Genomic DNA, 26,466 nt, shown 5'->3' with positions numbered 1-26,466 from the left:
GATACAATAGATCTATAAAAAACGCACTTTTCTCATGAAACAGTGCGTTTTAACGTTATAAGCCTACTAATTAAGCTGGCTCATGGTCTTCACGATAAGCATACGTCGCATCAAAGCGTGATTGAATCCAATCACCACTGTAGATCGGGTCGTATTTCGCTGGTTGCTCTTTGCTTTGACATGACGGAACACAGACAACATTTGTTTCATAGTCGGGCTCAACAAAGAAAGGGAATGAATAACGGTGTACATCTGCCTCTGATGCTCGCACTCTGTGAGCAGTAGACGTGTACTCATCATTGGTCCAGCGTTGCATTAAGTCACCAATATTCACCACCAGCGACCCTTCCATTGGCGTTGCTTTGATCCACTCACCATTACGGTGCTTTACCTCTAATCCACCTATTTCGTCTTGTAGCAGCAACGTTATACAGCCGTAGTCTGTATGAGCACCAGCACCATTATCATGATTAACGGATGGACGAGGTGGGTAATGGATCATTCGCAACACCGTTACGTGGTCTTTAAAGCAACGAGTAAAAAAGTCTGACTCTAACGTTAAAGCATCGGCCATAGCTGTTAGAACATGGTGAGCCACATTGAACGCAGTTAAATAGTAATCATGCAGTGTTTCTAACACCACTGGATCGTTAGGATTTTGGTTAGGCCCATACATTTTGGGGTATTTAAGCGCCAAGGGATGGTCTGCTGGCAGGTCTAACGCCATATCAAATGTTTCTTTCCAATCCGCCTTATTAAGCTCATCAAGTTGTTCTTCACCAACCGCACCATAACCCCGATGGTTGATACTGTTTTTAATGTCGATGGCTAGCTTATCTTCTAACGGCTGATCAAAAAAACGTTTAGCCGCTTTCATAATACGCTTCATTAAAGCTGTGTCGAGATCGGTATTGATAAGATAGAAAAAGCCTATTTCGCGACAGGCGCTATCAAGTGAGCGTATTTCTTGATTGCGGACGACTTTATCTGGACTGGTTAATTTCGAGAAATCAATTAATGGAATACCCATTTTCACTCCGGTTATACTTCATTGTTGCGACTGGCCAGCCTTACTAGCCGTGTATGCTTGGGATTGAAACGTTTTAAGCCTTCTTCAGCGAAGTCGACATAGATCATTTTTTTGCCTGTGTCTTCTTGACGTACGATTACCCCTTGACCGTATTGTTCATGACGCACTTTATCTCCGGCTTTTAATGCACCTTTTACAGCTGTCTTAGACTGTTTAAATGTCACATTGGGGGCATCATCCCCCAGCTCGGCAAGATACGTTTGTAGAACATCATCTAAGTCAGCCGATAACTCTAAGGGGATTTTATCATGCCAATGCAAACTCATCTTTTGTATGGGCACTGGCTGAGCTTCATAAATAAAACGACTCATGCTACCCGAGCGTGTTGCCCCACCGATTAAGCCACCACTGCTTAAACGACGCACATCTTCGCCAGAGGGACTCTCTAAAAACACCAAGCGCTTTCGAGCACGCGTCATCGCAACGTAAAACAAACGTCGCTCGGCCTGCATTTCAGCGGCGGCTTGACGATCAATACTGCTTAAATCATCGTCATAATAGGGAAAGCGACCTTCCTGCAATCCGGACATCATCACCAAGTCAAATTCCAAGCCTTTTGACTTATGAATGGTCATCAGATGAACACCATGCGTATGCTGCTGATCCTGTTCATTAAGTTTGACCAATTGTGCGATAATCGATCCTGCATCGCTCGCCATACCACGCACATAACTCATAAAAGACTCGCAGGTGGCGATCTTTTCTTGGGTTTGAATGTCTTTGCTGCTGGTGTGCTCAAAGTAGCGATAAATGCCTAACTTATCGATGGTTTGCAATAATCCTTGGGCAGGATCATTTTTATATAAACTCAAGCTGCGCAGCCAATCTGCTCGATCGGCGATTTTCTTGCCTTTCCAGCCCTCTGTTTGATCAGCTAGGCGCTCTAATAGCTCTGGAATTAAGTGAGGGCTTTGTCTTGCTTGAGTCAATAGTCGGTTTCGATCTTGAGCCCCACTTGTGGCATTTGGCACAGTCACCAAGTACTCAACATCCGCTTTATCATAAAACAGCGAAGTATCTTGCAAACCTCCTGCCATGACAGACAAATATGCCATCAGCATACGAATCTGGCGATTTTCCAGTAATGGGGAATCACCGTGAAGTTGATACGGAACACCTTTATGCATCAGGGCGAGTTGCACCGGGACCATGTCGCTGTATAAACGCACTAATACAGCGCAGCTTTCTAAATCACCACCCTGTTCATGCCAATTTTTCAGCTCACCTAACAACGCTCGCCCAGGCAAATCCGAACGAGCAAAATCCACGGCGGTTTGTGCTCCATGCCCTAATACAAGCTGTTGCACATTATTCTGTGACACCACGCAGGTCGCCATCATGCCGATACTGTGACCAAAACGAAAACTACAAGCTAATGGGTAGGCATCAACCGTCACAAAATCAGTGTCAAACTGACGTGCCATAATGTCTGGCGAAGCGCCGCGCCATTCGTAAATACATTGCTGCACATCGCCGACAATCATCCACTGAGCGCGATCTTGATAAAGCGCTTTTAGCAACTCGTACTGACAAGGGTTGATGTCTTGAAATTCATCTATCAGAAGGTAGTCGTACTCTGGTGCCATGGTCTGAATCAAATGTCGTTGCTCAGAATCGGCGTGCTGGATTAATTGAAACGGGTCCGCCAATAAGTCAGCAAAAAAGCGTAGATTAGACTGCTTCCTTAGACTTTCCAGTTGATCATAGAGTGCCACAAAGTGACGGCACTCTTTTGACCAACTGCCATTTTCAAATACTTCTTGTGCTGTAATACTGGCCGCTTTCACTTGATCAATAAATAGCAGGAAGTCTTCCAACCAATCACGCTCATCATGCAGCTCTAACTCGATGTTTTCGCGCATTAAGCGGTGACGCGCTTCACGAATCAGTTTTACCAAAGAGAACTCATCGGTCACAAGCTTGGCGGTGGGTAATAATTGACGCTGCTCTAGGCGGCGGCTTAAACGCATGCCGAACGCATGGAAGGTCATGACATTGGGAACACGCGCCGAGCCAAATGGCGTGAGCGCTTTGGCCAAGCGACCATTAAATTCTTCTTGAGCGCTTTTATTAAACATAAACACGCCAATTTTATCAGCGGCAACACCTTGCTCAAGCAAATGCGTAATGCGAGCAATCAAAGTTGTACTTTTTCCGGCACCTGCCACAGCAATCACTTTGGCATGACGAGTTAAGTCGTGTTGTATGACCGCATTCTGCTCTGCGGTATAGGAATATTCGCTCACGTTCACCTACTATCTGTGACGTTATTTAATCTTCAAACAAATGACCAATTTCGCGGAACGCTAAATGCTCACGTCCGGCGATTTTAGCAATCGATTCACCGCAAACGACTAAGCGTCGCTGAAAACGAGCAAAGAACACTCCGTCCGCTCGGGCGATCAATGGATGGGCACTTTGCATCACGTCATCGGCCATCAAATCAACTACTTCACCAATCACTTCGCCAGCCTCAACAGCCTCACCTAACGACTTATTAAAGCACGCGATACCGGCTACTGGTGCCTTGACTAAATCCATCGCATCGAGCGGATAGAACGTCACTTGACGGCTGTCAATCTTAGGTGCTTCCCCCTCAAGCACTTGGCGATAAATGAAATACTTCATTAAAGCGCTGGCGTCTTGTTCAGCAAAATCGTGAGAGATATCGTTTTCACCACGAAGCTCTAATGTTAATGACCGACATCCCCAAGGTATTAAATGTGCATAGTGCGCTTTTAAATGTCGCCAAATACTGGCATTGGTTTCATCAAAAGAATGTGCACCGGTCTCAAGCTCTGACAACGCTACGTCGGCACCCATCAGCCCTAACAAAGGCGCAAAGTAGGTTTCAAACTCTTGCGCGACATAAGCATGCATGCACGCCTCACCAGAACAATGCAGATCAATCACTTCATCGGCATCCATGGACAGCGCCAATAAGGTTTTACGCAGTCCTTGTAATTCGCTGTTTTCAGGCAAAGCCATTAACTCTTGTCGAATTGCTTGACGCACTAAATCCGTGTTTTGTTCAATATCACTGGTCACTTGCTCGTGAATTCGTCGTTCCACCTTGTCACCCAATTGGGGCCAATTACGGTTGAAATTTCCACCGCCGTCTGAAAAAGCAAACCGCCCGGGAATGTAGCCATGAAAATTTTGCCCCAGACCAATTGGGTTCGCCACCGGCACAATGATGATTTCCCCTTTGATCAGGCCCTTTTCATCGGCTTCTATCAGTTTTTTGATTAAGTTGTTGAGCACTAAAAAGCCTGGCCATTCATCTGCATGAAGCCCAGCTTGAAGATATATTTTCGGACGTGATCCAAGTTCACCAAAGTGGTGCGCTTTGACCACTCTCTGAGTGCCCGGCGTCGCACTGGGCAGTGTGTGAGAATACACTTGATGGCTCATATTCTTTCATCCTTTCACCAGGTCTTTGAAAAAAGCAAAATCAGATGATTACTTTTAGGACGTCATGGTACGCTAAAGCGTAATCGAATAAAAAATAAATCCTTGTAAGAAAACACATTTTTGTACGTCTAATAGATGAACCAAAACCGTTAAGGAGCCATAAATGAAGCCACTGAACACCCTCTATTCAGCCTGTATTTTAGCAATGGGGTTAAGTGTAGCCACCTTGTCATTCGCGCAAACGGATAACAGCGAATGGGATAACACGCTCGAACACGCTAAAGGTCAAACTGTTTACTGGAATGCTTGGGGGGGTGCAGAGAACATTAACGCTTACATAGATTGGGTCGCCGATCGAGTTAAAAGCGAGTATCAGGTTGAGCTCAAACATGTCCGAATAAATGATGCCGCCAATACGGTTAGTCGAGTTTTGGCTGAAAAAACTGCAGGCAAAAATTCTGGTGGTTCGGTGGATTTGATCTGGCTCAATGGCGAAAATTTCCGTGCTATGAAAGAAAATGGTTTGCTATATGGGCCGTTTTCAAACGATTTACCCAATTACGCAGCGTATGTAAATCCAGAGGCACGTCAAAGTTTATCTCAAGACTTTGGGACCCCAGTGGAAGGCATGGAATCACCTTGGGGCATGGCACAAGTCATTTTCATGTACGATACCGCAACACTGGAAGAGCCACCACGGTCAATGCGTGAACTCTTGGCTTACGCAGAAAAGCACCCTGGTCGAATCACCTATCCAGAGCCCCCACAGTTTTTAGGGTCTACTTTTTTAAAGCAAGCACTGCACGAGCTGACAAGTAATCCTGTCTTATTGCTTAAACCGGTTTCTGAAGTAGACTTTGACCAAGTGACCGCCCCTCTTTGGCAGTTCTTAGATAAATTGCATCCTGTGGCATGGCGACGCGGTGCAGCATTCCCTGCCAACAGTCAAGAAATGATGCGCTTACTGGATGATCGTGAAATTGACGTAGCATTAAGTTTTGATGTATCAGCAGCTTCGGTTCAAATCGACCAAGGTAATTTACCGGACACCGTGCGTTCATACGTTTTCAAATTTGGCACGATTGGTAATACTCATTTCGTGGCAATCCCTTATAACAGCGATGCCAAAGCGGGCGCACAGGTCGTTGCCAACTTTTTATTGTCGCCTGAAGCTCAAGCATATAAACAAAACCCGACGGTCTGGGGCGATTTAACAGTGCTCGATTACCAGAAACTCGCACCAACTCAACAAGCCGCTTTTGATGCATTACCTAAGGGTATTGCAACGTTGAGCCTAGATGAACTGGGTACCACCCTACCCGAGCCACACAGCTCTTGGATGGAAGCACTTGAAACGGAGTGGCGCTCACGCTACGCACAATAATTCTGATTGATAGGTCTATATGGGACATCGTGCGAATCAGCTGCTGTACTGGGTGATCATAGGGGGATTTTTTATCCCTCTATTACTTGGCTTATTGGGCGTCTTATTACCCAGTTTTGGCATTGATCCAGCACTAGGCTCATCTCAGTTTGTTCTAGTTCACTGGCGCGAGCTTTTAAACCAGTCAGAGTTTTGGTCAGGTTTAAAGCTCAGTGTTTTCACTGGGGTGCTGGCAACTGTTTTGTCCTACTGGTTTGCTAGCAGCTTAGTGGTCTGCACCTATGAAACGCGATGGTTTCAACGCTTACAAAGCACCATCACCCCCATTTTATCTATCCCGCATGCTGCTATTACGATTGGCGCTCTGTTTGTTTTGTCGCCATCAGGTTGGTTGGTTCGCATGATTAGCCCTTGGCTGACACAGTTTGACAGACCACCAAACTGGCTAACAGTGCAGGACCCTGAAGGCATTGCCCTTATCATTGCCTTAGTCATAAAAGAAACACCTTATCTGGTGTTTGCCATGGCAGCAGCGTTATCACAACTGCAACCGAATAAAACCTTACTCACCACACGCTTACTAGGCTACGACTCGATCACCGCATGGCATTTCACCCTGTTACCACAGCTGTTCAAACTGGTACGCTTGCCGGTATTTATGGTGTTAGCGTTTAACCTAACCGTTGTTGATGTCGCGACGATTATTGGGCCCAACACCCCGTCTACTTTAGCCGTTACTTTGTTACGCTGGTTTAATGATCCTTCACTAAGCTTACGCGGCCAAGCAAGTGCTGCAGCATTGATATTGGCCTTCAGTGTGGCTGCATGCATTGCATTCTGGTTATTAAGTGAGTGGTGCTATGGTTTAGTCAGAAAACGTTTGAGTCTTTTAGGTCAGCGCAGATCATCGATACGCTGGACGACACTTGCCGGAATGCTGGGTGCTATGGTTATTTTTCCTTTAACGATACTCGCACTTTTCGTTTTACCGTTATGGGCCTTCACAAGTCGCTGGCGTTTTCCAGACAACTGGCCCAGCAGTTTCACTCTGGATAACGTCTTTCGTGCGGGTCAAAACCTGATTGAATTAAGCACTCAATCTTTCTCTCTTGGCTTATGCAGCAGTTTTATCAGTCTTGGCTTAGCACTGGTTTTATTAGAATTTGAACGATTTCGACCAAAGCAAAAGTTCGCCGTCATCATTGTTTTCAGTGCCATTCTGTTACCGCAGATAACACTGTTGTTCGGTATTCAAGTTGGACTGCTGTATTTGGACTGGAATGGTACTTGGTGGAGTGTGCTTGGGCTGCATACATTATATACCATGCCCTATGTATACCTGACATTGAAGGCCCCCTATTTAGCGTTTGATCAAGGCTATTTGGAACAAGCCAATCGTCTTAGGGCAACCCCCGTTAGAAATTTCTGGCAGGTCAAACTCGCTTTATTGAAAGCCCCAATTGGAGCAGCACTTGCGATTGGATTTTCCGTAAGTATGGCGCAATATTTACCAACACTGATTGCAGGTGAAGGTCGTATCAATACCCTCACAACGGAAGCAGTTGCAAGAGCCTCATCAGGCAATCGAAAATGGGTCAGTGTGTTAGCGCTAGCACAAGCAATTTTACCATTAATTTGTTTTTATCTTGCCACCCTTTTGCCGCGCTATTGGACAACATGGCGCCTTACGTTAAAGAGAGCTTTATGCTGACATTACAGTCTATATTCATTGAAAGCCCAAACGGGGTTTTAATAAACACCCTAAGCGAAACGGTCAACCAAGGGGAGTGTTTGGTATTGATGGGGCCAAGTGGAGTGGGTAAATCAAGCTTGCTAGGGTATGTATCAGGCACACTACCTAGGGCGCTAACCGGTCGAGGGGAAATATGGTTACAAACTAGACGAATCGACAACCTGCCTGCCGAACAACGCCACTTAGGTCTGCTCCAACAGAGCCCACTGTTGTTTCCACACATGACTGTAGAAGAAAATCTGCTGTTTGCATTAGACCAAAAGGCTCTTAAAACAGAGCGCAGACAGATTGTTAACGAGAAACTGAACGAAATTGGCTTACCTGGTTATGGTAGCCGCCTGCCTCAGGAATTGTCTGGGGGTCAGCAGGCCCGGCTTGCTTTACTTAGAACACTATTGTCCAACCCCAGAGCACTGCTTCTCGACGAACCTTTTAGCAAACTTGACCAAACACTACGCCAAGAAATGCGTGCCTTGGTTGGCCAATGTATAAAAGAAGCCAACATTCCAGCCATCTTAGTTACCCACGATAAAGACGATGCTCAAGCACTAGGCAACATGACTATTGAGTTAACATCGGATTCTTAATAGACGGCAACTCGGCCACATCAAAAACGTAAACCGCGGTGCCTTTAATCTCTGCGGGATGGATTGTGATTCCAGTCCCCAATCCAGACGAAAATCCTCGTGAACCACCTGAAATTCCTGTCGAGATTTGCGTGGAAACCCCACCGCTGGGATTGGGTAGATTGCTGATGATAACGCCATTTGCACCTATTTCTGCGGCCTCTTCTTTTAAAGCCTCGATCGCAGAATCCATACGCCCCTGTTGCGTCATTCCACGGGAGCTCGAGGCCTCGATACTTCCTATGACTTCATATTCTGTCGTGGGTGCTTCGGAATAGACCTTTACCACCCTCACATCAATCGCTGGTCGCTGTGTTCCTGTGACAATATGAGATCCCGATGCACAAGCGGTTAGCAGCATCACTGTCGCGCACAAACCTAAGCATTTCTTTATATTCATATCCAGCTCCATTGTTTAAAGGATAAGCTTATACAGTAGCAACTATTATGAGTGAATTGGTGAATAATCCGTGTAAGCTATAGCGGCGCAATGAAAGTAGATTACTCATGCACACGAGTATCCTCTATTATCTTGACCCCTTCTACTCTTGCTCATTGAGATTCTATGATTACCCAAACTGAGATTATCGATTTAAATACTCCAACTGGCACCATGCGCTGCCATGTATACCGACCACAAGCCTCAGGAATCTATCCTTGTATCCTGTTTTATTCTGAAATCTTCCAAATTACAGCCCCCATTGAGCGCTCTGCGCGTATTTTAGCGGGACATGGCTTTGCTGTAGTCGTTCCAGAAGTTTTTCACGAACTTAATCCTATTGGTACTGTACTTGCCTATGATGATGCGGGTAAGGACAAAGGCAATAGTGATAAATTTACCAAACCTCTTGAACATCACGATAGCGACACAAGTGCAATGATCGCTTACTTTGAACAGCAGAGTTATTGTACAGGTACCTTTGGTGCAATGGGTGTGTGCATTGGCGGTCACCTAGCCTTTCGTGCCGCATTAAACGAACGAATTTTATCGACTTATTGCCTCTACGCTACCGATATACACTCTAATTCTCTGCCATGCCAAGATGGACATGACAGTTTCAACCTTGCTGGTGATATAAAAGGAGAGTTAACGATGGTGTGGGGTAAACAAGATCCACATGTATCTGCAGAAGGCCGACAAAAAATTTATCAACAACTTATGGATACTGAACGACATTTTTCTTGGCACGAACTAAACGCTCAACATGCGTTTATGCGTGATGAAGGTGACCGTTATGATGCTGAATTAGCTTTGTATTGCTACAAAATGGCTGTGGATCAATTTCGCCGGACTCTTTAAAGTGTAAAGAGTTTTTTTGAAGAGCCCCTTCAAAGGGGCTTTTTAGTGTCCATAATAAACCGCTATGCCCTGTCATAAATGCGTCTTTACATTAATAGCCTAGTGTTGATAAAAAAAGAAAGAAGTACCAAAAGAAAAATGTTTACAAAAACTTGAATTGATAATGGCCACATTAAAAATAACAATACAAAACAGCTACAGGATATAGCACTTGAAAGTTACCAATATTCAAACACTAGTTCAGATGTTTGGTTTTCAATTTTTAAAAATTTAATTCAGTTATAGGATGTAACTCTATTAAATTCTGATTAACAAACACTCACTTGACGAACAAATAGAGGGAAGCATCATGAATACTATTAAATCAAAATATATTATTGGCTTAATGGCAGTTGCTGCATTCACAACTGCTTGCAGTGAAAAAATACCTACTGTAAACCAAGAAAACTGTACTAAAGCTAATATTCAACAAATTGAAGATTCAAAAGTACGAGAAGACTTTTCTGATCAATGTTTTGATTTCCGTATCGAACAAGGCAAAGAGAAAGCGTCTAGCCTGCTGGAACAAGGTAAAGACAAAACTGAAGAGCTTTATGATGATAGCGCTGATGCCATGGAAGATGCTTACGACAGCACAACTGATGCCATGGAAGACGGTGCAGAAGCTGTGGGTGATGCATGGGACGAAAGTGTTGACGCGGTAGAAAATAGCGCAGATGAAGTGGCTGATGAAATTGACGATTCAACAAAATAAACATCTTCTAAAATAATATATTTAGAAAAGTACGTCCCACAAAGAAAATTATTAATAAATAATAAAAAAGCCGAAAGTCTGATAATCTTTCGGCTTTTTTGTAGTTTACTGACTTATTCTTTAACATCCATAAATCTTCGTGCCCACTCTCTGCTTTCATCGAGCGTTGAATAACGTGTAGCAAGCTCAGAGGCATTTAATGTTCCTTCTGCAATACCTCGTTGCTCCCGTAAACAATCATAAGTTGCTTTAATTGCAGCAAAATACGCGGCATGACCATTAACAACAATTCGAACACCATTTTTAGCTAAGCGTTCACGATCGTTTAATTCAGGATTTCCATATGCAACTAACATAAGTGGAATTTTTAAATTTTCACTTATAGCTTCTAAATGTGCAAAATCTTTTATACCCACCATACAAATACCATCGGCACCAGCCACTTCATAAGCCTTTGCTCGTTCGATCGTTTCTTCTAGCGATAATTGAGCAGCGTTGGTACGAGCGATAATTGACATTGTCGGATCAATACGCGCCTCTAAAGCGGCTTCAATTTTACCAACCGCTTCTTCAATAGGAATTAAATCAGTCGATTTATGTCCATACTTAGCGGGAAGCAGAGTATCTTCTATTGTTAGTGCTGCTACGCCTGCGCGCTCTAATTCAGTAATCGTTCGCATAACATTTAACGCATTACCATAGCCATGATCCGCGTCGGCAATAATGGGTAAACGAGCCACTCGCCCTATTCGAGTAGCTTGTTCAACAAATTCACTTAACGTAATTAACGCAAAGTCAGGGGCAGCCAATACTTGTAGGGATGCAACTGATCCCCCCAATATCCCCACTTCAAACCCTAAATCTTCAGCAATACGAGCAGACATAGGATCAAACGTTGAAGCCGTGTAATAGCAATTGTCGCTCTCAAGTAACGCACGAAAGTCTTTGCGCAGATCATGCTGCGAGGGTGTGGCCATGATTGAACTCCTAGAATGGCCTAATTTCTGGCAGAAATGTCGGAATTAGGCAAGCATACAAAACCGTTGCATTCTAACTAAATTGACGGTTTTCAGTCATCATTTTGAGCTTAACCAAACTTTCAAAAGCCTTATTCTTCCGTTATGTTGGTAATTTACCAAACTTATAAAGCTAACTAGTTGATCAAGAATGAAAACATCAGTGACAAGTAGCATCTAATAATAATAGCGACTAAAAGGAACTGGGGGCCGGTACATCGCAGCAAACGCTTCAATAGGAATTGGACGTGAGAATAATTCTTCTGACGCATTGTTCACATCAAATTTGTTAAAGTGCAGGCTAGTGTTTATGAAAAACTCAGTGATTTTAGTTGAGAGGTTGCCTATTGAAGGCTGATCAATTCAGTATGAAATGCAATGGCATGAAAGTCATGTAAATTAGAGAAGAGAGATACTCAAAAATGGAGTACCTCTTACGTTAAGAAGCTTAAGTGGCTTTACTCAATAATTCATGTCTCGTACGACGTAGTTCTCATACATGTTTGCTAAAGACAGTATTTCATCGCAATAAGCGGTAGGCTCACTGACAACAATGTCCTTACTGTGCTTCTCGTTAAGATGTTTTTGTAGCCTTGCAATCATACCCAAAGCAGCAGAATCTAAAAACTTAACCTTATCGCACACCAATTCTATTTTTTGCGCATACCTCAAAGCTTGATCGCACTCATCACTAAACCATTTGTGATGCTCAAAAGAGAAATTTTCTGGCAGTGTAATTCGCTTGGTATCCATAATCTACTTGTCCTTACTGCAGTGTGAAACGTTAAAAATGATCTAAAAGGTAATTGAAAATAGTTTATTAACGTTTTTTAACAAAACATCCACCTTATAGTGAAGTTTAATTTATTGCTGAAATGTGACTAAAAATCAACCAAATATATATACTTATACGCAGCTATTAGAGCATTAGATTACATTTATTAACGAGATTTTATGAAAAAACTTTCGCAAGAAAGTCTCACAACAGCTCAAGGATTACGTACACCTCACACGTAAATTTATGACATAATAAGTACTTAAACTTGGCTACTAGACAAAGTTTCAGTAATAAAATTTCACAACGCCTTGAAATGGATCGATGTCGAGAATTTGCTAGCGTTTTTTGTGGCATAAACTGGTAGCGTTACCTTTACAACGCCAAAACAAATAACTCATACGATAACAATGCAAGAAAACAACAGCACTACTCCTAAAAATACAAATAAAACAATCGATAGACGCTTTAGCATCGCGCCCATGATGGAATGGACGACGAGTGATTATCGAGTCTTTGCAAGATGCCTTACCAAAAATACGCTCTTGTATACCGAGATGGTAACAACAGGCGCTTTGCTACAAGGCAAAAATCCTGAACGCTTCCTAAAGTATGATGGGTGCGAGCACCCTATTGCACTTCAACTTGGAGGCTCCGATGCTTCCGCGCTTGCTAAATGCGCAAAAATGGCGGAAGAGTATGGCTATGATGAAGTAAACCTAAATGCTGGTTGCCCAAGTGATCGGGTACAAAACAGTCTTATTGGCGCCATATTAATGGCACATCCTGACAAAGTCATTGATGCCATGAAGGCCATGCAGGATGCAACCTCTATCCCCGTAACACTGAAACACCGCATTGGATTAGACAATCAACAGGATTACTCCATCGTACGTGATTTCGTTGGCAAAGTGGCCAATGCAGGGGTGGAAACATTTGTCGTACATGCGCGCAACGCTATTTTGCAAGGTTTGAGTCCAAAGGAAAACCGTGAGATTCCGCCGTTAAAATACGATTTTGTGTACCAATTGAAGAAAGATTTTCCTAACCTTGAAATTTTGATCAACGGTGGCATAAAGACAATAGAAGAGACTCAAACACATTTACAACATGTAGATGGCGTGATGATGGGTAGAGAAGCCTATAACAACCCTTGGGTGCTAAGCCAAGTGGATTCAACAATTTACGGCAGTACTCCATTGGTTGAAACTCGTTTTGAAGCATTAGAGCGCTTCCTCCCGTATGCAGAGCAACAATTAGCAAATGGAGAGCGTCTCATGCATTTGACGCGCCATTTGCTAGGTATTTTCCAAGGAATGCCTAGTGGTAAACAATTTAGACGTTACCTTTCAGAAAACGGTCATCAAAGTGACGCTAAAATTAACGTGTTACTTGACGCTATCGAATTGGTAAAACAACAGCAAGAGAAAGCAAAGGATAAGAGCAATGAGCACTAAGTTATCTCAATTAAAAGAGTTCACAACGATTGTTGCCGACACAGGTGATATCACTGCAATCAAAGATTACCTTCCAGAAGATGCAACAACCAACCCTTCTTTGATGCTTAAAGCTGCCCAAATTCCTGAGTATGCCCCATTTATTGACCAAGCAATTGCTTGGGCAAAAGAACAAAGTGGCGATAAGGCACAGCAAATCATCGATGCTAACGACAAACTAGCTGTGATTGTAGGCTCTGAAATTCTAAAGTATGTACCAGGTCGCATCTCAACGGAAGTGGATGCGCGCTTATCTTACGATAAAGAGGCGACCATCGAAAAAGCACGTCGTTTGATCAAACTGTATGAAGACGCTGGCATCCCGAAAGATCGCGTTTTGATCAAAGCAGCTTCGACTTGGGAAGGCATCAAAGCAGCTGAAGAACTTGAGAAAGAAGGGATCAATTGTAACTTAACGCTGCTGTTCTCATTTGCTCAAGCTCAAGCTTGTGCCGAAGCTGGCGTATTCCTAATTTCTCCATTTGTAGGTCGTATTCTCGACTGGTACAAAAAATCGACAGGCGAAGAGTACACAGCAGAAACAGACCCAGGTGTTGTATCGGTTACAGAAATTTATAACTACCTCAAACAACACGGTTACAAGACAATAGTGATGGGTGCAAGTTTCCGTAACATCGGTGAAATTGAACAACTTGCAGGTTGTGACCGTCTGACAATAAGCCCTAACCTGCTTGAAGAGCTTAAGAAAGACGAAGGTAAACTAGAGCGTAAACTCATCCCTACCTCTGACGTTTCCCCTGCAGGTGAACCGGTTACTGAGCAATCTTTCCGTTGGGCTTTAAACGAAGATGCAATGGCAACAGAGAAACTGGCGGAAGGTATCCGTAACTTCGCAGTCGATCAACGTAAATTAGAGTCATTAATCGAAGCTAAACTGTAAACTTCTTTTTTCTTAAAAGATCACACCAAAACGCGACTGTATGTCGCGTTTTGTTTGTTTACGTGCTGCTTTTATAGTCACTGGTCAAGCTTTCCGCAATGAATATGAATACCGAACAGCGGCCATTTCACTTTTACTTTTTAAACCTATACTGAAAGTCCTAGAACGAATTAGGTGTAGATTTTATGCTTCAACTTGTAAAGAAAATAAGTATTAGCCTGCTGATGTCTGTAAGCATATTGGGCCACGCAATGGAAGCAGAACCTCAATTCCAGATAGAGAAAATCAGTCAGCTCAAAGGCATACCTTGGGGCATGGCGCAATTGAATAATGACACAGTACTAGTGACTATTTTAGACGGTCAATTACTCAAAGTAGATCTCTTGACTGGAGATACCGTCGAACTTTCAGGCCTACCTGATATAGCGCGGTTCGGTCAAGGTGGTTTGCTAGACGTGGCTATCTCACCTGACTTTAAAGATACTGGTTGGGTGTATTTTACCTACGCTCACCCAACTAAAGCCGATGAAGCAACCACTGCTTTGGCACGTGCCAAGCTGTCTGGCAATACACTCGTAGAATGGACAGACCTTGTCATTGCCGACGCAAGCTCGTCCAAAGGACAGCATTTTGGCAGCCGAATTGCTTTTGATCATAACGGACATGTCTTTTTCTCAGTTGGTGACCGCGGCAAACGAGCCAATGCACAAGATCTATCTAATCATGCAGGCAGCATACTTCGCGTCAATATGGATGGTACCGCGCCAGCTGACAACCCCTATGTCCGTCATGGTCAAATACGTCCTGAAATTTGGAGCTTTGGTCACCGAAACCCTCAAGGACTCTACTTCGATCAAGAGACCCAACGTTTATGGTCCAATGAACATGGACCACGTGGTGGTGACGAAATTAATTTGATCCGTGTTGGTGCCAATTATGGCTGGCCTATCGTGTCTTACGGAAAAGAATATTGGGCACCAATCCAAGTGGGTGAATCAACCAGCAAGGAAGGTATGGAAGAGCCGAAGAAAGTGTTTATACCATCAATTGCACCAAGCTCACTGCTAATATATCGAGGTAATCTATTCGATGAATGGAATGGTGATTTCCTTTCAACCGCTTTAGCACTTCGACATCTAAACAACGTTAAGCTTGAGAGTGGTCAAGTTTATGAGACAAGATTTCTCGAAGATCTAAATGAACGTTTACGTGACGTAATAGAAATCAGTGACGGGAGCTTGTTAATCAGTACCGACTCAGGCCAAATTCTACAGCTTTCCCCAGCACATTAATAAAGAGACTGACACCTCTTTATTAATGCTGGTTAAACTACGATTGATAGCGTTTATACCATTCATTCAATTCTGGAAGTGTCATAGGTTGAGCAATAGAGTACCCTTGAAAATAGTCACAACCTGCATCTTTTAACAGATCAAATTTATTCATAGTTTCAATACCTTCAGCTGTCACTTTAATATTCTGTATATGGCAAAGCTCTACAGTTGGCTCCATAAGTTTATGATAGGCATCATTGGTCAATCGATCGACTAGCTCTTTATCAAACTTTACTTTATCGACAGGGTAGTCAATCATCTGCAACAATGGCGTATAACCGATGCCAAAATCGTCGATCGATATATTAAATCCTGCATCACGTAGCTCTCTAAGTACCGAAAGTACTTGTTCTACTGCGAAGTAACCAAATGTTTCTGTTATTTCAAGTTCAACTGAACGATCGGGGATATTAAACTCTTCCTTAAGATTGATAATTCTCTCGGAAAAAGCAGCTTGCCCGAGCTCTCCTGCGGATATATTAATAGCGATAACAATATCTTCACCTAACAACTCTCGAAGCTTTGATAATCGACTAAAAGCGTTCCTAAACACCCAATTGTCAATTTTGGTATAGCTACCCGTTTGCTCGGCTATTGGGACAAATTCATCCGGCGTAATTTGCCCTAGATCTGGAGAATGCCAACGCAGCAGGACTTCTAGCCCTTTAATTTTATGATGTTGATCTACAAATGGCATAAATACGAGTGAGAACTCTTCATCACAGTTAACAAACTTCAACGCATCTTCAATCAACTTAACTCGACGTGCTGCGCGAGCAATCGTATGCGAATAGGCTGAGAAGCGATTTTTACCCGTCCGTTTAGCGTGATACATAGCCATATCGGCATTTGCAATTAACTCTCTTAGATCCTCACCGTCAGTAGGATAACTCGCTATACCAACACTTGCAGAAACTGGCGTAATGTAACGCTCTGTCTTAAACCCTCCATCAAACAAGCTGACCAAACTGGAAGCTAATAACAGCCGATCATCTAAATGTTCGTGAGCCAAAACAATCGCAAATTCATCCCCTGCTAAACGAGACACCAGTGAACTTTGATTTCTATGATCATCACTTTGTAATAACGTTTGAAACGTCTGAGCGGTATATTGTAATAACTCATCACCTGCTTCATGACCAAGTCGGTCATTAACAAATTTAAAGTTATCTAGGTCAATATATATTAAAGAAACATAGCTATGACGATTCCAAGCTCTTGTTAACGCACGTTTTGCGAACTCCTGAAAACGGGCTCGATTAGGCAGTTTTGTCAACGAGTCAGTAACAGCTAAATTTCGAGATTCTCTTAGGTTCTCATTTAATTGATCATATAAATCATAAAATTTGATTCCTAAACGACTGACTTCATCCTCACCGAAAGGCTTTTGAATGTTATTTTGATCTTCATCCATGACCAAGGTTAACTGTCGATCTAGCGATTCGATGGGATAGATGATAAAACGCTTTATTAATAGTAATAATAAGGCTGTAATTATAATCCCAAGAATCACTGAAGCAGCCAGCATCCAGCCAATTAAATAAGAGCGTGATTGACTTAAATACTGCTCTGTTAGTTCTACTTCCAAATAAAAATCTGGTAATAACCTAATTGATCGGACATTAGTTGAAGTGCCAGGTTTCACACTTGCACTACGATTAATTATTGTAGGTATAACCCCATAGCGGCTTTTAATACCACCAAGTAATTGATTAAATTTTGTTAAATAGACCGTCGCTATTATAGCTAACGAATCGTCCATAGTCGGTCTAAGAGGATGCCTAAAGGTTGTAGAATTTATGTTTTTCCCAAGTAAATAGGCATGCTTTCCGCCTCCCAAAAACATAAGTTTTTCAGACTTCATCTCATTTTTACTGATTAGAGCTTTAGAAAATACAGGTAGAAAGCTAGGTAAATCTGAAAAGGGGTTATCGCTTCGTTCGTAGTGGTAGAGTGACTCGCCCTTACTGTTGAAAATAGTTAAAAGTACACGAGCCCCTTTATCCTCAAGAACCTCATTAATGAGATAGTCTAAACGCTGAGTAACTAGGTATTCATTGACATCTCTACCCACGTAATATGCAAAATCGGCAAGGGTCTCACCCTCTAGGAGTAGCGATAGCATATTAGCACTAATGTTGACTTCACGCTCAAACTCAATTTTTGCCTGTAACAGTTTTAAGTCGAGTCTATTCTGCTCAACTTCTGCCAATGTAACTGTTTGTATTCTATAAACTCCTACAGTCGCAACGAGTACTCCAACAAGGAGAATCGGCAGAACGAGGATAAATAAGCGCTTAGTTAGAGTCATAGTAGCGAATTAAAGCGTCCTTGATACGTGTTCTTCTCAAAATATCCATTCCTTTCAATTCCTTATACAGAGTAGACATTAAAAGAACATCAGAGTCTAAATAGATAGATTTATCATTTAGAACTTCTTTATCAATAAAAGGTATCGAATCTTTGTAAGGCGATGCAGTCCAAAAGCGCTCTGCATTTCTGGCACTTATTTCCTTACGTGATAGATAGTCAATAAAAGCTTGCGCTTCTTCCTTGCGCTTAGACTTCATAGAAATAGCTAAGCAATCAACCCAAACAACTGCACCTTGATCAGGTATTACATATTGCCAATAATCAACACCTTGTTTTTCATTAAGTCCATCTTGATCGCCAGAGTAAGCGGGTGCTAACCATATATCTTCATTTTCGGGAAAAGTTGAAATGAATGTATATATATAATCATAGGTAGCTACGTGTGGCGATTGTTTCTTAAGAAGTTTGAACGCTTCTTTAAGATGAGACTCATCCTCTGTGTCAATTGGAAACCCTAAAGCAGCTAATGATGAAGTGAGAAGTTCATCTGCCTGTCCTAACATACCTATATGGCCACTAAGTTCTGGCACAGGGTCCATGAGTTGCATCCAACTAGTAATGGGGACATCGACTTTATCATTTCGGTACACAATTCCATATGTACCCCACAAATAATGTCGCCCATAATTACCACATGCTTGAGGCCAAAACTTTTCTCTATCTTGCTCCTGACTTACCGGAAAAAGGTGCCCTGCTTGTGAAAGTATATTGATCGTAGCATTATCAATTACAACCACATCAATGTTCGAAGCATTATGACCAGACAGCCCTAAGTTACGTTCGCCCTCATCATCATACAGAACTAAATGAATGGGTATACCTGTCTGAGCCTCCCATTCTTCAATAACAGTTTCATCTACAAAGTCTTCCCATGTAAAAAATGTAAGGGGAGCGTTTTCAGCGTGTACTGATGGTACTGAAGAGGCACCAAATATTATGGCACTACAGACCATAAAATTATGAAACATTTTCACCCCCTGCTACACCATTAGAAAGCCTGCTTGGATTATAACTCTTCGCCCCATGAATCTGTTTCAGGTTCCTCCCAAGAGTCAGTTGCATCATCCCATGAATCACTGCCTTCATCAGCCCAAGAATCACTGCCTTCATCAACCCAAGAATCAGAACTAAGGTTCTCTTTGGTCTGCAAACCGTCACTGTGACGCAAATTGGAACTACCTTTTATCTGTCCTTCACGGTTTTGAATGTAGACATCCCGCAAAAAAGAATACCGATCGCCAAACACCATACGCTCAGCCGACAAGTATTTAGCACGAATTTGAACAACATTAACACCACGAGCAATCCATTTGTGGTCGTCCGTAAAATTGTATAAATCCATACCATCATATAAAGAATAGTCCACAACCATGCCGCTGGCATCACGAACTGTAGAAGGGCCAAAGAATGGTAGGACTAAGTAAGGACCTGTATCTACCCCCCAGTAACCAAGAGTTTGACCAAAGTCTTCTTCCGAGTGCTTCAAACCCATTTCCGTAGCCACATCAAAAAGACCAAATATTCCAAAGGTTGTATTAATAATAAACCGGAATGTTGACGATGCTGTTTCGTCCCATTTACCTTGCAGCAAATTATTAAAGACATTAGGAACTTCCCCTAGATTTGAGAAGAAGTTGCTTACCCCTTTTTGCATAAAATTGGGGGTTATTGCATCGTAGCCTTGAGCAAGTGGCTTTAATCCATATGCATCTACCGTTTCATTAAAGCTAAACATGGAGCGGTTAAAGCCTTCCCATGGATCTTCAGGTGCAGTGTCAGCTACCGCGAACAAAGATCCCAATAAGAAGCCTAAGCTAACTAAAATTTTCTTCATTTTCTATTCACTCCCTTGCCTTAAACTAGCTTCTTCACTTCTTGCCATTGTTTTGCTAAGCGCTTTTCAGAAATTGGTTCTAAAGTGCCAACTGTTTGCGCAAACAATGATATACGATACTCTTCCAATAACCAGCGATAGCGCGTCAGATTCGGGTCATAAATGCCTTTATCATCATGCGCTTTTTTCTGACGTACATACTGTGCCCACAACGTTTCCAATTCACTAACTGCGGCGTTTTCTTTGTTCAAATGATTTTGAAAGCGTTCTAAACGCACCTCCACGCCTTTGAAATAACGTGGAAGTTGACCTAGCCAGAACAGCGGTGTAGCGCCAATAAACCCAGGATAGACTAAGTTTTCTAGCTGTTTTTTAATATCACCATAAACTATCGTCCAAGGTAGGGGCATAGAGCCTTTCATTTGTTTAGCAACTTTCTGATAAGCTGACAGAACCGAATGCAGTTGCACACCCATCTCATTAGCGACAGAGATCAATTGACTCTTACGTGACGTCAGTCGCTGCTCAAACTCATCTTTTGTTCTTGGTAACGATTGCTCTTCCAAAAACACTTTTTCAACGATGGCATCCAGTAAATCATGGAGTAGCACTTCTTTCTTGCCAATCGGCGCAAATAACAACATGGATTCACGCAATTTAGGTACATTTCTTTCAAGGTACTTCATGTCCTTGTGGAGTGCTATTTTTAATAATGCGATCACCCCTTTGCGATGAGCTTCTGCAGCGGTGCTCGGGTCATCGTACATTTTGAGTGAGACCGAATGCTCGTTGGCGACGAGCGCAGGAAAAGCGGTAACTTTAATTCCCGCTTGTTTCAGCTCCTGACGCTCAGGCACGTCTTGATCAGGCCACTGGGTTAACTCTGCTTGCTCATGCTTTTTGGTGCCAAATTTAGCAAAGCTTTTCTCAACCATTTCGGCAAAGCGAGATTGCAACTCCGATAAATCCTTGCCGCTGCCGAGCACTTTGCCACGTTCATCGATAACATCAATACTCAGTGTCAAATGCCCTTCTAAACGCTCTGCATTCCACTCTGTTAGCGGTATTTCCACCAAGGTTTCGCGCTTAATTTGGAGTGATAATTGCTCCAGCAAATCGCCTTTATCCTTGGATAAGTTAGGGTAAATACGATCCACAAACTGAGGAATTGGCACGAATCGACGTCGTAAAGCTTTAGGCAATGCTCGAATAAGAGATTCACAGCGTTCTTTCACATAACCCGGTACCGCCCAGCCCAACTCATCTAAGGTCAGCTGGCGCAACAACCCTACTGGCACTTTTAATGTGGCACCATCTTTTTGTTGGCCCGGCGCGAACTCATAATCAATCGGCAGCGCAACGCCATTCAATGAGTAGTTATCAGGGAACGCAAATTCATCGACGTTAATGTCCTGATTCACTAAGTCATCACGCGTCATCAATAAGAGATCGGGGTTCTGCTTGGCAAAATACTCAACACTTTTCTGATTTCGTACGTCTTCTGGCAGTCGTGTATTGTAGAAATGATACACAGCTTCATCATCGACCAGAATATCGCGGGTCCGCAATTTTGCTTCTTGCGTCTCAACCGTTCTAATGAGCTCTTGATTGTATTGAAAGAATTTAGCTTTTGATTTTAAACCGTGTTCTACCAACGCTTGGCGAATGAAGACATCGCGCGCATCTTCTGGGTTCACATGTCCGTAGTCGATACGGCGTTTCGCAATCAAGATCAGACCATAAAGCGACACTTGTTCATTGGCGACAACACGACCTTGATTACGCTCAAAGTGCGGGTCAAAATACTGTCGCTTAACAAACGGTGCGGCGTATTCTTCTACCCATTGTGGATCAATCTTCGCCACAATACGCGCATACAGTTTAGACGTTTCCACCAACTCTGCGGCCATCATCCATTGTGGTGGACGTTTAAACAGCATCGAGCCAGGGAAAATGGCTAACTTACGTGATCGACAACCGAGCATTTCCCGAGAGTCATCGATTTTATTGGCCACCTGCGTAAATAACCCCGCCAAAAGCGCTTTATGAATAGCGTCATATTGACGTTCTTCATGCTCAATTTCCTTGAAGCCCAGCTGCTTACAAGCAATTAAGATCTGGCGGTGAATATCGCGCCATTCGCGTAGACGCATGAAGTTTAAAAACTGCTTGCGACAATACTGACGCAGCTGATTTTGGGACAGCTCTAAGCGCTGCTCTTCAAAGCGCTGCCAAAGGTTGAGCAATACCATGAAATCTGAATTTTCGTCTTTATCGACGGCATGACATTGATCAGACTGTGTTTTTTTGTCTTGCGGCCGTTCACGGGGGTCCTGCACTGATAACGCACTAACAATGATCGCTACTTCTTTTAAAACATGATGATCGTTCGCAGCAATCAACATACGCCCTAATTTAGGGTCAATCGGCAGTTTCGCAAGCTGACGACCTATGGTGGTCAGACGCTCATTCTTCAGTGCACCTAATTCGGTTAACGCTCGGTAACCATCATTGATCATGCGTTTTTCAGGCATTTCAACAAATGGAAACTTTTCTACCGCGCCCAAACGCAAATTGGCCATTTGCAAAATAACGGACGCTAAGTTGGTACGAAAAATTTCAGGGTCCGTAAACTCTGAGCGATTTTGGTAATCTTCTTCGTCATATAAACGTATACAGATGCCATCCGCGACACGGCCACATCGCCCCGCACGCTGATTGGCACTGGCCTGACTGATTTTTTCGATCGGTAACTGCTGCACCTTGGAACGCACACTATAACGACTGATACGTGCCAAACCTGGATCGATCACATAACGAATCCCAGGAACCGTTAGCGAAGTCTCCGCCACGTTAGTCGATAACACAATGCGTCGCCCGCCGTGGGATTTAAAAATGCGTTGCTGCTCACTGCTGCTTAATCGAGCATACAAGGGTAAAACTTCCACCCCTTGCAATTGCTCTTGTCGCAATAACTCAGCCGTCTCGCGAATTTCACGCTCACCGGGTAAGAAAACCAGTATATCGCCTGCTCCACGGTAACCAGAAGCACGTTCTTCAGCGATCAACAGCGTCACCGCATCTAATACGCCCTGCTCCATCGACTGATCTTCGTCGAGTTCTTCCGAATCACCTTTGCTCAGTAGTGGCTGGTAACGAATTTCAACGGGATAAGTACGTCCAGAGACTTCAATAATGGGGGCATTATTAAAGTGACGAGAGAATCGCTCAACATCAATGGTGGCTGAGGTGACGATCACCTTCATATCAGGGCGGTTATCCAATACCCGCTTTAGATAGCCTAACAAGAAGTCGATATTAAGACTGCGTTCGTGGGCCTCATCGATAATAATCGTGTCGTATTTCTGCAGATATTTATCCTGCTGTATTTCAGCCAGCAAGATACCGTCCGTCATCAACTTGATGAGTGTCTCTTCTTGGCTTTCATCAGTAAAACGGACTTGGAAGCCCACCGCCTCACCCAGTTTTACATTCAATTCATCACTGATACGATCGGCAACGCTGCGCGCAGCGATGCGGCGTGGTTGCGTGTGCCCGATTTGACCGGCGATGCCGCGGCCCGCTTGCAAACACATTTTAGGTAACTGAGTGGTTTTACCCGACCCGGTTTCACCCGCAATGATCACCACTTGGTTTTCTTGGATGGCTTTAACGATTTCATCGCGTCGCCCTGAAACTGGCAACGATTCATCAAACGTGATGTTAGGCATGCGTGCTTGACGCGCCTGATAGAGTGTTTTCGAGGATTCAATTAATCGCGCCACTTCGGTTTCTAACTTTGAAGTAGGCAGACCTTCCCTTCGACGTTTTTCAAGCGTCTCTAGCTTTCGAGTAATCGCGTGACGATCTCGTGCCATAAGCTCAGCAGACTGATGCCCTGGCAAATTGGTTTCTTGGTTATCTCGCATGAAGTACTACGGACCTTACAAATACGGCGTCAATACAGACGACTGACGAATGGTAACTGTTTAATATGGATCAGATTCTATCATTAAATGCGGCAATTGGCGTTGACTGTATCGACCACTCAAAAAGGATGCACACATCTAACCTTATAGTTCAAAATTCTTACATCGTTTCAGTGGATACGGTTATAGTGGACGACTACAATTGAACTCAATGAATACAATCACTAAACAAAAGATAAGGATGGCCAATGTCTGAACAAGTATTTAACGATAACTCCTTAACCATCGGTAACACACCACTGGTACGTCTTAACCGCATTGGAAATGGAAACATCTGGGCCAAGATCGAAGCGCGCAACCCAGCTTTTTCCGTTAAATGTCGTATTGGCGCTAACATGGTTTGGGACGCGGAAAAACGTGGTGTTCTAACAGAAGGCAAAGCCATTGTTGAGCCGTCAAGTGGTAACACTGGTATTGCTTTGTGTTTCGTTGCTGCTGCGCGAGGTTACGACATTACCATCACTATGCCATCCAGCATGAGTCTTGAACGCCGCCAAGTTATGAAGGCATTAGGTGCCACGATTGTATTAACAGAACCAGCAAAAGGCATGAAAGGCGCGATCGAAAAAGCGCAAGAAATCGCTCAAGACCCTAACTTTGTTCTGCTACAACAATTTGACAATCCTGCTAACCCTGAAATCCATGAACAAACAACTGGGCCTGAAATTTGGAACGATACCAATGGTGAAGTTGATGTCTTTGTCGCAGGTGTGGGTACTGGCGGTACCATCACAGGCGTAAGTCGTTATATCAAAAACACGCAAGGCAAAGCGATCACCAGTGTCGCCGTTGAACCAACCGCCTCTCCGGTGATCACGCAAACCATCAATGGAGAAACACCAACCCCTGCACCTCACAAAATTCAGGGCATTGGCGCAGGCTTCGTACCTAAAAACCTTGATCTGTCTGTTGTTGATCGCGTTGAGCAAGTATCAAACGAAGACGCAATTGCCATGGCAAAACGTCTAATGCGCGAAGAAGGCATTTTATGTGGAATCTCATGTGGTGCAGCCGTGGTTGCAGCAGAACGCTTGAGCCAAGAAGCAGAGTTTGCAGACAAGAAAATCGTAGTGGTCTTGCCGGATTCCGGTGAGCGCTATCTGTCTACAGCATTATTTGAAGGTGAATTCAGCGACAACGAACTTGTTCAGTAATCACTCGCTAAGCTTACCGCTGTAATATGAAAACAGGCCCTCAAATTGTGGCCTGTTTTTTTTCATATAAACTGTGTTTGCTTTAAACAATTAAACAGAACGAAACAAACTCTGTATATCATCTAGATTACCGACATATTCTGTACCATAAAACACTTGCGGAGTTCGCGTGGCGTCGTTGGCAAATAAACCCACCAAGTCAGAAGATGCGTTGGCAATGTTCACGCTAATTGTTTCAAATGCAATGTTGTTCTGCACTAAGGTAGTCTCAGCAGCACTGCAAAACCCATTATCAGACGCACAGTATAACGTGTAATGTTTCATCAAATATTCCCCTTAACGTAGATCGCCTTGAATGGCGTTTTTAAGAGCTATTGGCGCCCTTTAAGTAGGGCTAACTATAAAAAGAATATTGATATCTATGAAATCAATTAAAAATATAGATCCGATAGTTTTTTTTCAAACCCTAATTACGCATCAAGCATTTCTACCTCAGGCTTAATATGAACAACTAGCTCCCCCGCATCAAACACGCACATCTCACCCGCCCGCATTTGATGCCATGTTTCATTTTCCGTTAATGGCTGCGTCGCAATCACTGTCACCACATCTTTATCAGTTGTCACTTCTTTAAAATCAACGGTCATGTCTTCATCTGACAGAGTGGCTGGCTTAAACGGTGCTCGACGAGTGATCCAATGAAGCTTAGTGGTGCAATAAGAAAACAAATATTGCCCATTAGATAGCATCATATTAAAAACACCTTTCTCTCGGAGCCGATCACATAGCTCGGTAAGTGTTTCTGAAAGCGCTTGCACATCGGGCATGGTATCGCCAAAACGTGCCATCAGCTGTTCTATGATCCAACAAAACGCTCGCTCGGAATCCGTTGTCCCTAGAGGGAAATGGGTTAATAGCGACAAACTTTGAGGTGTATCCAACTGGCCATTGTGGGCATAACTCCAAGTTGTATCCCACAACAATCGGCTAAATGGATGCGTATTAGGCAAACACACATTGCCTACATTCGCTTGGCGAATATGGCTGATAACAATGTGACACTTCAACGAGGTTTTGCTCATCACATCAGCCATGTCTGAATCTGCACTTGGCCGCGGATCGTGTATTGACCAAACGTGGCTGTCTCGATACATCGCCATGCCCCAGCCATCCTTATGGGGACCGGTTCGACCGCCTCGGGCACGTAGGCCCGAGAAACTAAAGCAAATGTCCGTTGGCACATTTGCGCTCATTCCAAGCAACTCACACATTA

The 26,466-nt window shown here is 43.4% G+C and carries 21 protein-coding genes; 9 read left to right on the top strand and 12 right to left on the bottom strand.

The features are described 5' to 3' along the window. Window positions 1-70: 70 nt before the first annotated feature. The 3 genes from AYW75_RS10460 to AYW75_RS10450 are packed head-to-tail and all read right to left on the bottom strand — an operon-like array spanning window position 71 to window position 4,504. Complete coding sequence (locus tag AYW75_RS10460; RefSeq protein ID WP_067099199.1) at window positions 71-1,030, bottom strand: isopenicillin N synthase family dioxygenase; 960 nt, start codon at window positions 1,028-1,030, stop codon at window positions 71-73. A gap of 11 nt (window positions 1,031-1,041) precedes the next feature. Then, window positions 1,042-3,336: an ATP-dependent helicase gene (locus AYW75_RS10455; RefSeq protein ID WP_231886189.1), complete on the bottom strand. Its 2,295-nt coding sequence runs from the start codon at window positions 3,334-3,336 to the stop codon at window positions 1,042-1,044. A 25-nt stretch (window positions 3,337-3,361) separates the two neighbouring features. After that, on the bottom strand, window positions 3,362-4,504 hold the full coding sequence (locus tag AYW75_RS10450; RefSeq protein WP_067099195.1) for a succinylglutamate desuccinylase/aspartoacylase family protein: 1,143 nt from the start codon (window positions 4,502-4,504) through the stop codon (window positions 3,362-3,364). A 163-nt stretch (window positions 4,505-4,667) separates the two neighbouring features. Between AYW75_RS10450 and AYW75_RS10445 the strand changes: the two genes are divergently transcribed. The 3 genes from AYW75_RS10445 to AYW75_RS10435 are packed head-to-tail and all read left to right on the top strand — an operon-like array spanning window position 4,668 to window position 8,228. Beyond that, window positions 4,668-5,888 (top strand): ABC transporter substrate-binding protein, encoded by a 1,221-nt coding sequence (locus AYW75_RS10445; RefSeq protein ID WP_067099193.1) that lies wholly within the window; start codon window positions 4,668-4,670, stop codon window positions 5,886-5,888. Window positions 5,889-5,907: 19 nt separating this feature from the next. Beyond that, the gene (locus AYW75_RS10440; RefSeq protein ID WP_067099191.1) at window positions 5,908-7,599 is read left to right on the top strand and encodes an ABC transporter permease; all 1,692 of its coding nucleotides are present in this window, start codon (window positions 5,908-5,910) and stop codon (window positions 7,597-7,599) included. Further along, window positions 7,593-8,228 (top strand): ATP-binding cassette domain-containing protein, encoded by a 636-nt coding sequence (locus tag AYW75_RS10435; RefSeq protein ID WP_067099189.1) that lies wholly within the window; start codon window positions 7,593-7,595, stop codon window positions 8,226-8,228. The genes AYW75_RS10440 and AYW75_RS10435 overlap by 7 nt, the downstream gene beginning before the upstream one ends. On the opposite strand, the gene AYW75_RS10430 is transcribed toward AYW75_RS10435, so the two are convergent. Next, complete coding sequence (locus tag AYW75_RS10430) at window positions 8,203-8,667, bottom strand: hypothetical protein (RefSeq protein WP_067099187.1); 465 nt, start codon at window positions 8,665-8,667, stop codon at window positions 8,203-8,205. The genes AYW75_RS10435 and AYW75_RS10430 overlap by 26 nt on opposite strands. A 165-nt stretch (window positions 8,668-8,832) precedes the next feature. Between AYW75_RS10430 and AYW75_RS10425 the strand changes: the two genes are divergently transcribed. Beyond that, the gene (locus tag AYW75_RS10425) at window positions 8,833-9,567 is read left to right on the top strand and encodes a dienelactone hydrolase family protein (RefSeq protein WP_067099185.1); all 735 of its coding nucleotides are present in this window, start codon (window positions 8,833-8,835) and stop codon (window positions 9,565-9,567) included. 349 nt (window positions 9,568-9,916) lie between these two features. Next, the gene (gene trbK / locus AYW75_RS10420; RefSeq protein ID WP_067099183.1) at window positions 9,917-10,321 is read left to right on the top strand and encodes an entry exclusion lipoprotein TrbK; all 405 of its coding nucleotides are present in this window, start codon (window positions 9,917-9,919) and stop codon (window positions 10,319-10,321) included. Between the two features lie 113 nt (window positions 10,322-10,434). Here trbK and AYW75_RS10415 read toward each other — a convergent pair whose 3' ends face one another. Beyond that, window positions 10,435-11,298 carry an isocitrate lyase/PEP mutase family protein gene (locus tag AYW75_RS10415; protein WP_067099181.1) on the bottom strand — a complete coding sequence of 288 codons (864 nt, stop codon included), beginning with the start codon at window positions 11,296-11,298 and terminating at the stop codon, window positions 10,435-10,437. A gap of 501 nt (window positions 11,299-11,799) precedes the next feature. After that, a complete protein-coding gene (locus AYW75_RS10410; protein ID WP_067099179.1) occupies window positions 11,800-12,090 on the bottom strand; it encodes an STAS domain-containing protein in 291 nt (96 codons plus the stop codon). Between the two features lie 432 nt (window positions 12,091-12,522). Here AYW75_RS10410 and dusA point away from each other — a divergent pair, with 432 nt between their 5' ends. The 3 genes from dusA (at window position 12,523) to AYW75_RS10395 (ending at window position 15,801) form a co-directional block, all read left to right on the top strand. Further along, window positions 12,523-13,569 carry a tRNA dihydrouridine(20/20a) synthase DusA gene (gene dusA, locus AYW75_RS10405; RefSeq protein WP_067099178.1) on the top strand — a complete coding sequence of 349 codons (1,047 nt, stop codon included), beginning with the start codon at window positions 12,523-12,525 and terminating at the stop codon, window positions 13,567-13,569. Then, the gene (gene tal / locus AYW75_RS10400) at window positions 13,559-14,509 is read left to right on the top strand and encodes a transaldolase (protein ID WP_067099176.1); all 951 of its coding nucleotides are present in this window, start codon (window positions 13,559-13,561) and stop codon (window positions 14,507-14,509) included. The genes dusA and tal overlap by 11 nt, the downstream gene beginning before the upstream one ends. A 185-nt stretch (window positions 14,510-14,694) precedes the next feature. Continuing rightward, the gene (locus AYW75_RS10395) at window positions 14,695-15,801 is read left to right on the top strand and encodes a PQQ-dependent sugar dehydrogenase (protein ID WP_067099175.1); all 1,107 of its coding nucleotides are present in this window, start codon (window positions 14,695-14,697) and stop codon (window positions 15,799-15,801) included. Between the two features lie 37 nt (window positions 15,802-15,838). On the opposite strand, the gene AYW75_RS10390 is transcribed toward AYW75_RS10395, so the two are convergent. Genes AYW75_RS10390 through hrpA form a run of 4 tightly spaced genes read right to left on the bottom strand, consistent with a single transcriptional unit; the run spans window position 15,839 to window position 23,979 of the window. Beyond that, window positions 15,839-18,154, bottom strand: coding sequence for a putative bifunctional diguanylate cyclase/phosphodiesterase (locus tag AYW75_RS10390; RefSeq protein ID WP_082856481.1), 2,316 nt, complete (start codon window positions 18,152-18,154; stop codon window positions 15,839-15,841). Then, window positions 18,141-19,184 carry a polyamine ABC transporter substrate-binding protein gene (locus tag AYW75_RS10385; protein ID WP_067099172.1) on the bottom strand — a complete coding sequence of 348 codons (1,044 nt, stop codon included), beginning with the start codon at window positions 19,182-19,184 and terminating at the stop codon, window positions 18,141-18,143. The genes AYW75_RS10390 and AYW75_RS10385 overlap by 14 nt, the downstream gene beginning before the upstream one ends. Before the next feature lie 38 nt (window positions 19,185-19,222). Next, window positions 19,223-20,050 (bottom strand): MlaA family lipoprotein, encoded by an 828-nt coding sequence (locus AYW75_RS10380; RefSeq protein ID WP_067099170.1) that lies wholly within the window; start codon window positions 20,048-20,050, stop codon window positions 19,223-19,225. A 20-nt stretch (window positions 20,051-20,070) separates the two neighbouring features. Next, window positions 20,071-23,979: an ATP-dependent RNA helicase HrpA gene (gene hrpA, locus AYW75_RS10375; protein ID WP_197478943.1), complete on the bottom strand. Its 3,909-nt coding sequence runs from the start codon at window positions 23,977-23,979 to the stop codon at window positions 20,071-20,073. Between the two features lie 248 nt (window positions 23,980-24,227). Here hrpA and cysK point away from each other — a divergent pair, with 248 nt between their 5' ends. Beyond that, a complete protein-coding gene (gene cysK / locus AYW75_RS10370) occupies window positions 24,228-25,193 on the top strand; it encodes a cysteine synthase A (RefSeq protein WP_067099169.1) in 966 nt (321 codons plus the stop codon). A 90-nt stretch (window positions 25,194-25,283) separates the two neighbouring features. Here the strand turns inward: cysK and AYW75_RS10365 are convergent, their stop codons facing one another. Together AYW75_RS10365 and AYW75_RS10360 are read right to left on the bottom strand one after the other, a co-directional pair. After that, window positions 25,284-25,517: a glutaredoxin gene (locus AYW75_RS10365; protein WP_067099167.1), complete on the bottom strand. Its 234-nt coding sequence runs from the start codon at window positions 25,515-25,517 to the stop codon at window positions 25,284-25,286. 146 nt (window positions 25,518-25,663) lie between these two features. Beyond that, a complete protein-coding gene (locus AYW75_RS10360) occupies window positions 25,664-26,464 on the bottom strand; it encodes a class II glutamine amidotransferase (protein WP_067038359.1) in 801 nt (266 codons plus the stop codon). Window positions 26,465-26,466: the final 2 nt, after the last annotated feature.

Origin of the sequence: Marinomonas atlantica (genome assembly GCF_001639725.1) — a bacterium.
GTDB lineage: Bacteria > Pseudomonadota > Gammaproteobacteria > Pseudomonadales > Marinomonadaceae > Marinomonas > Marinomonas atlantica.
Note: the sequence above shows the minus strand (reverse complement) of the source record. Positions and strands in the feature narration are given on the sequence as shown.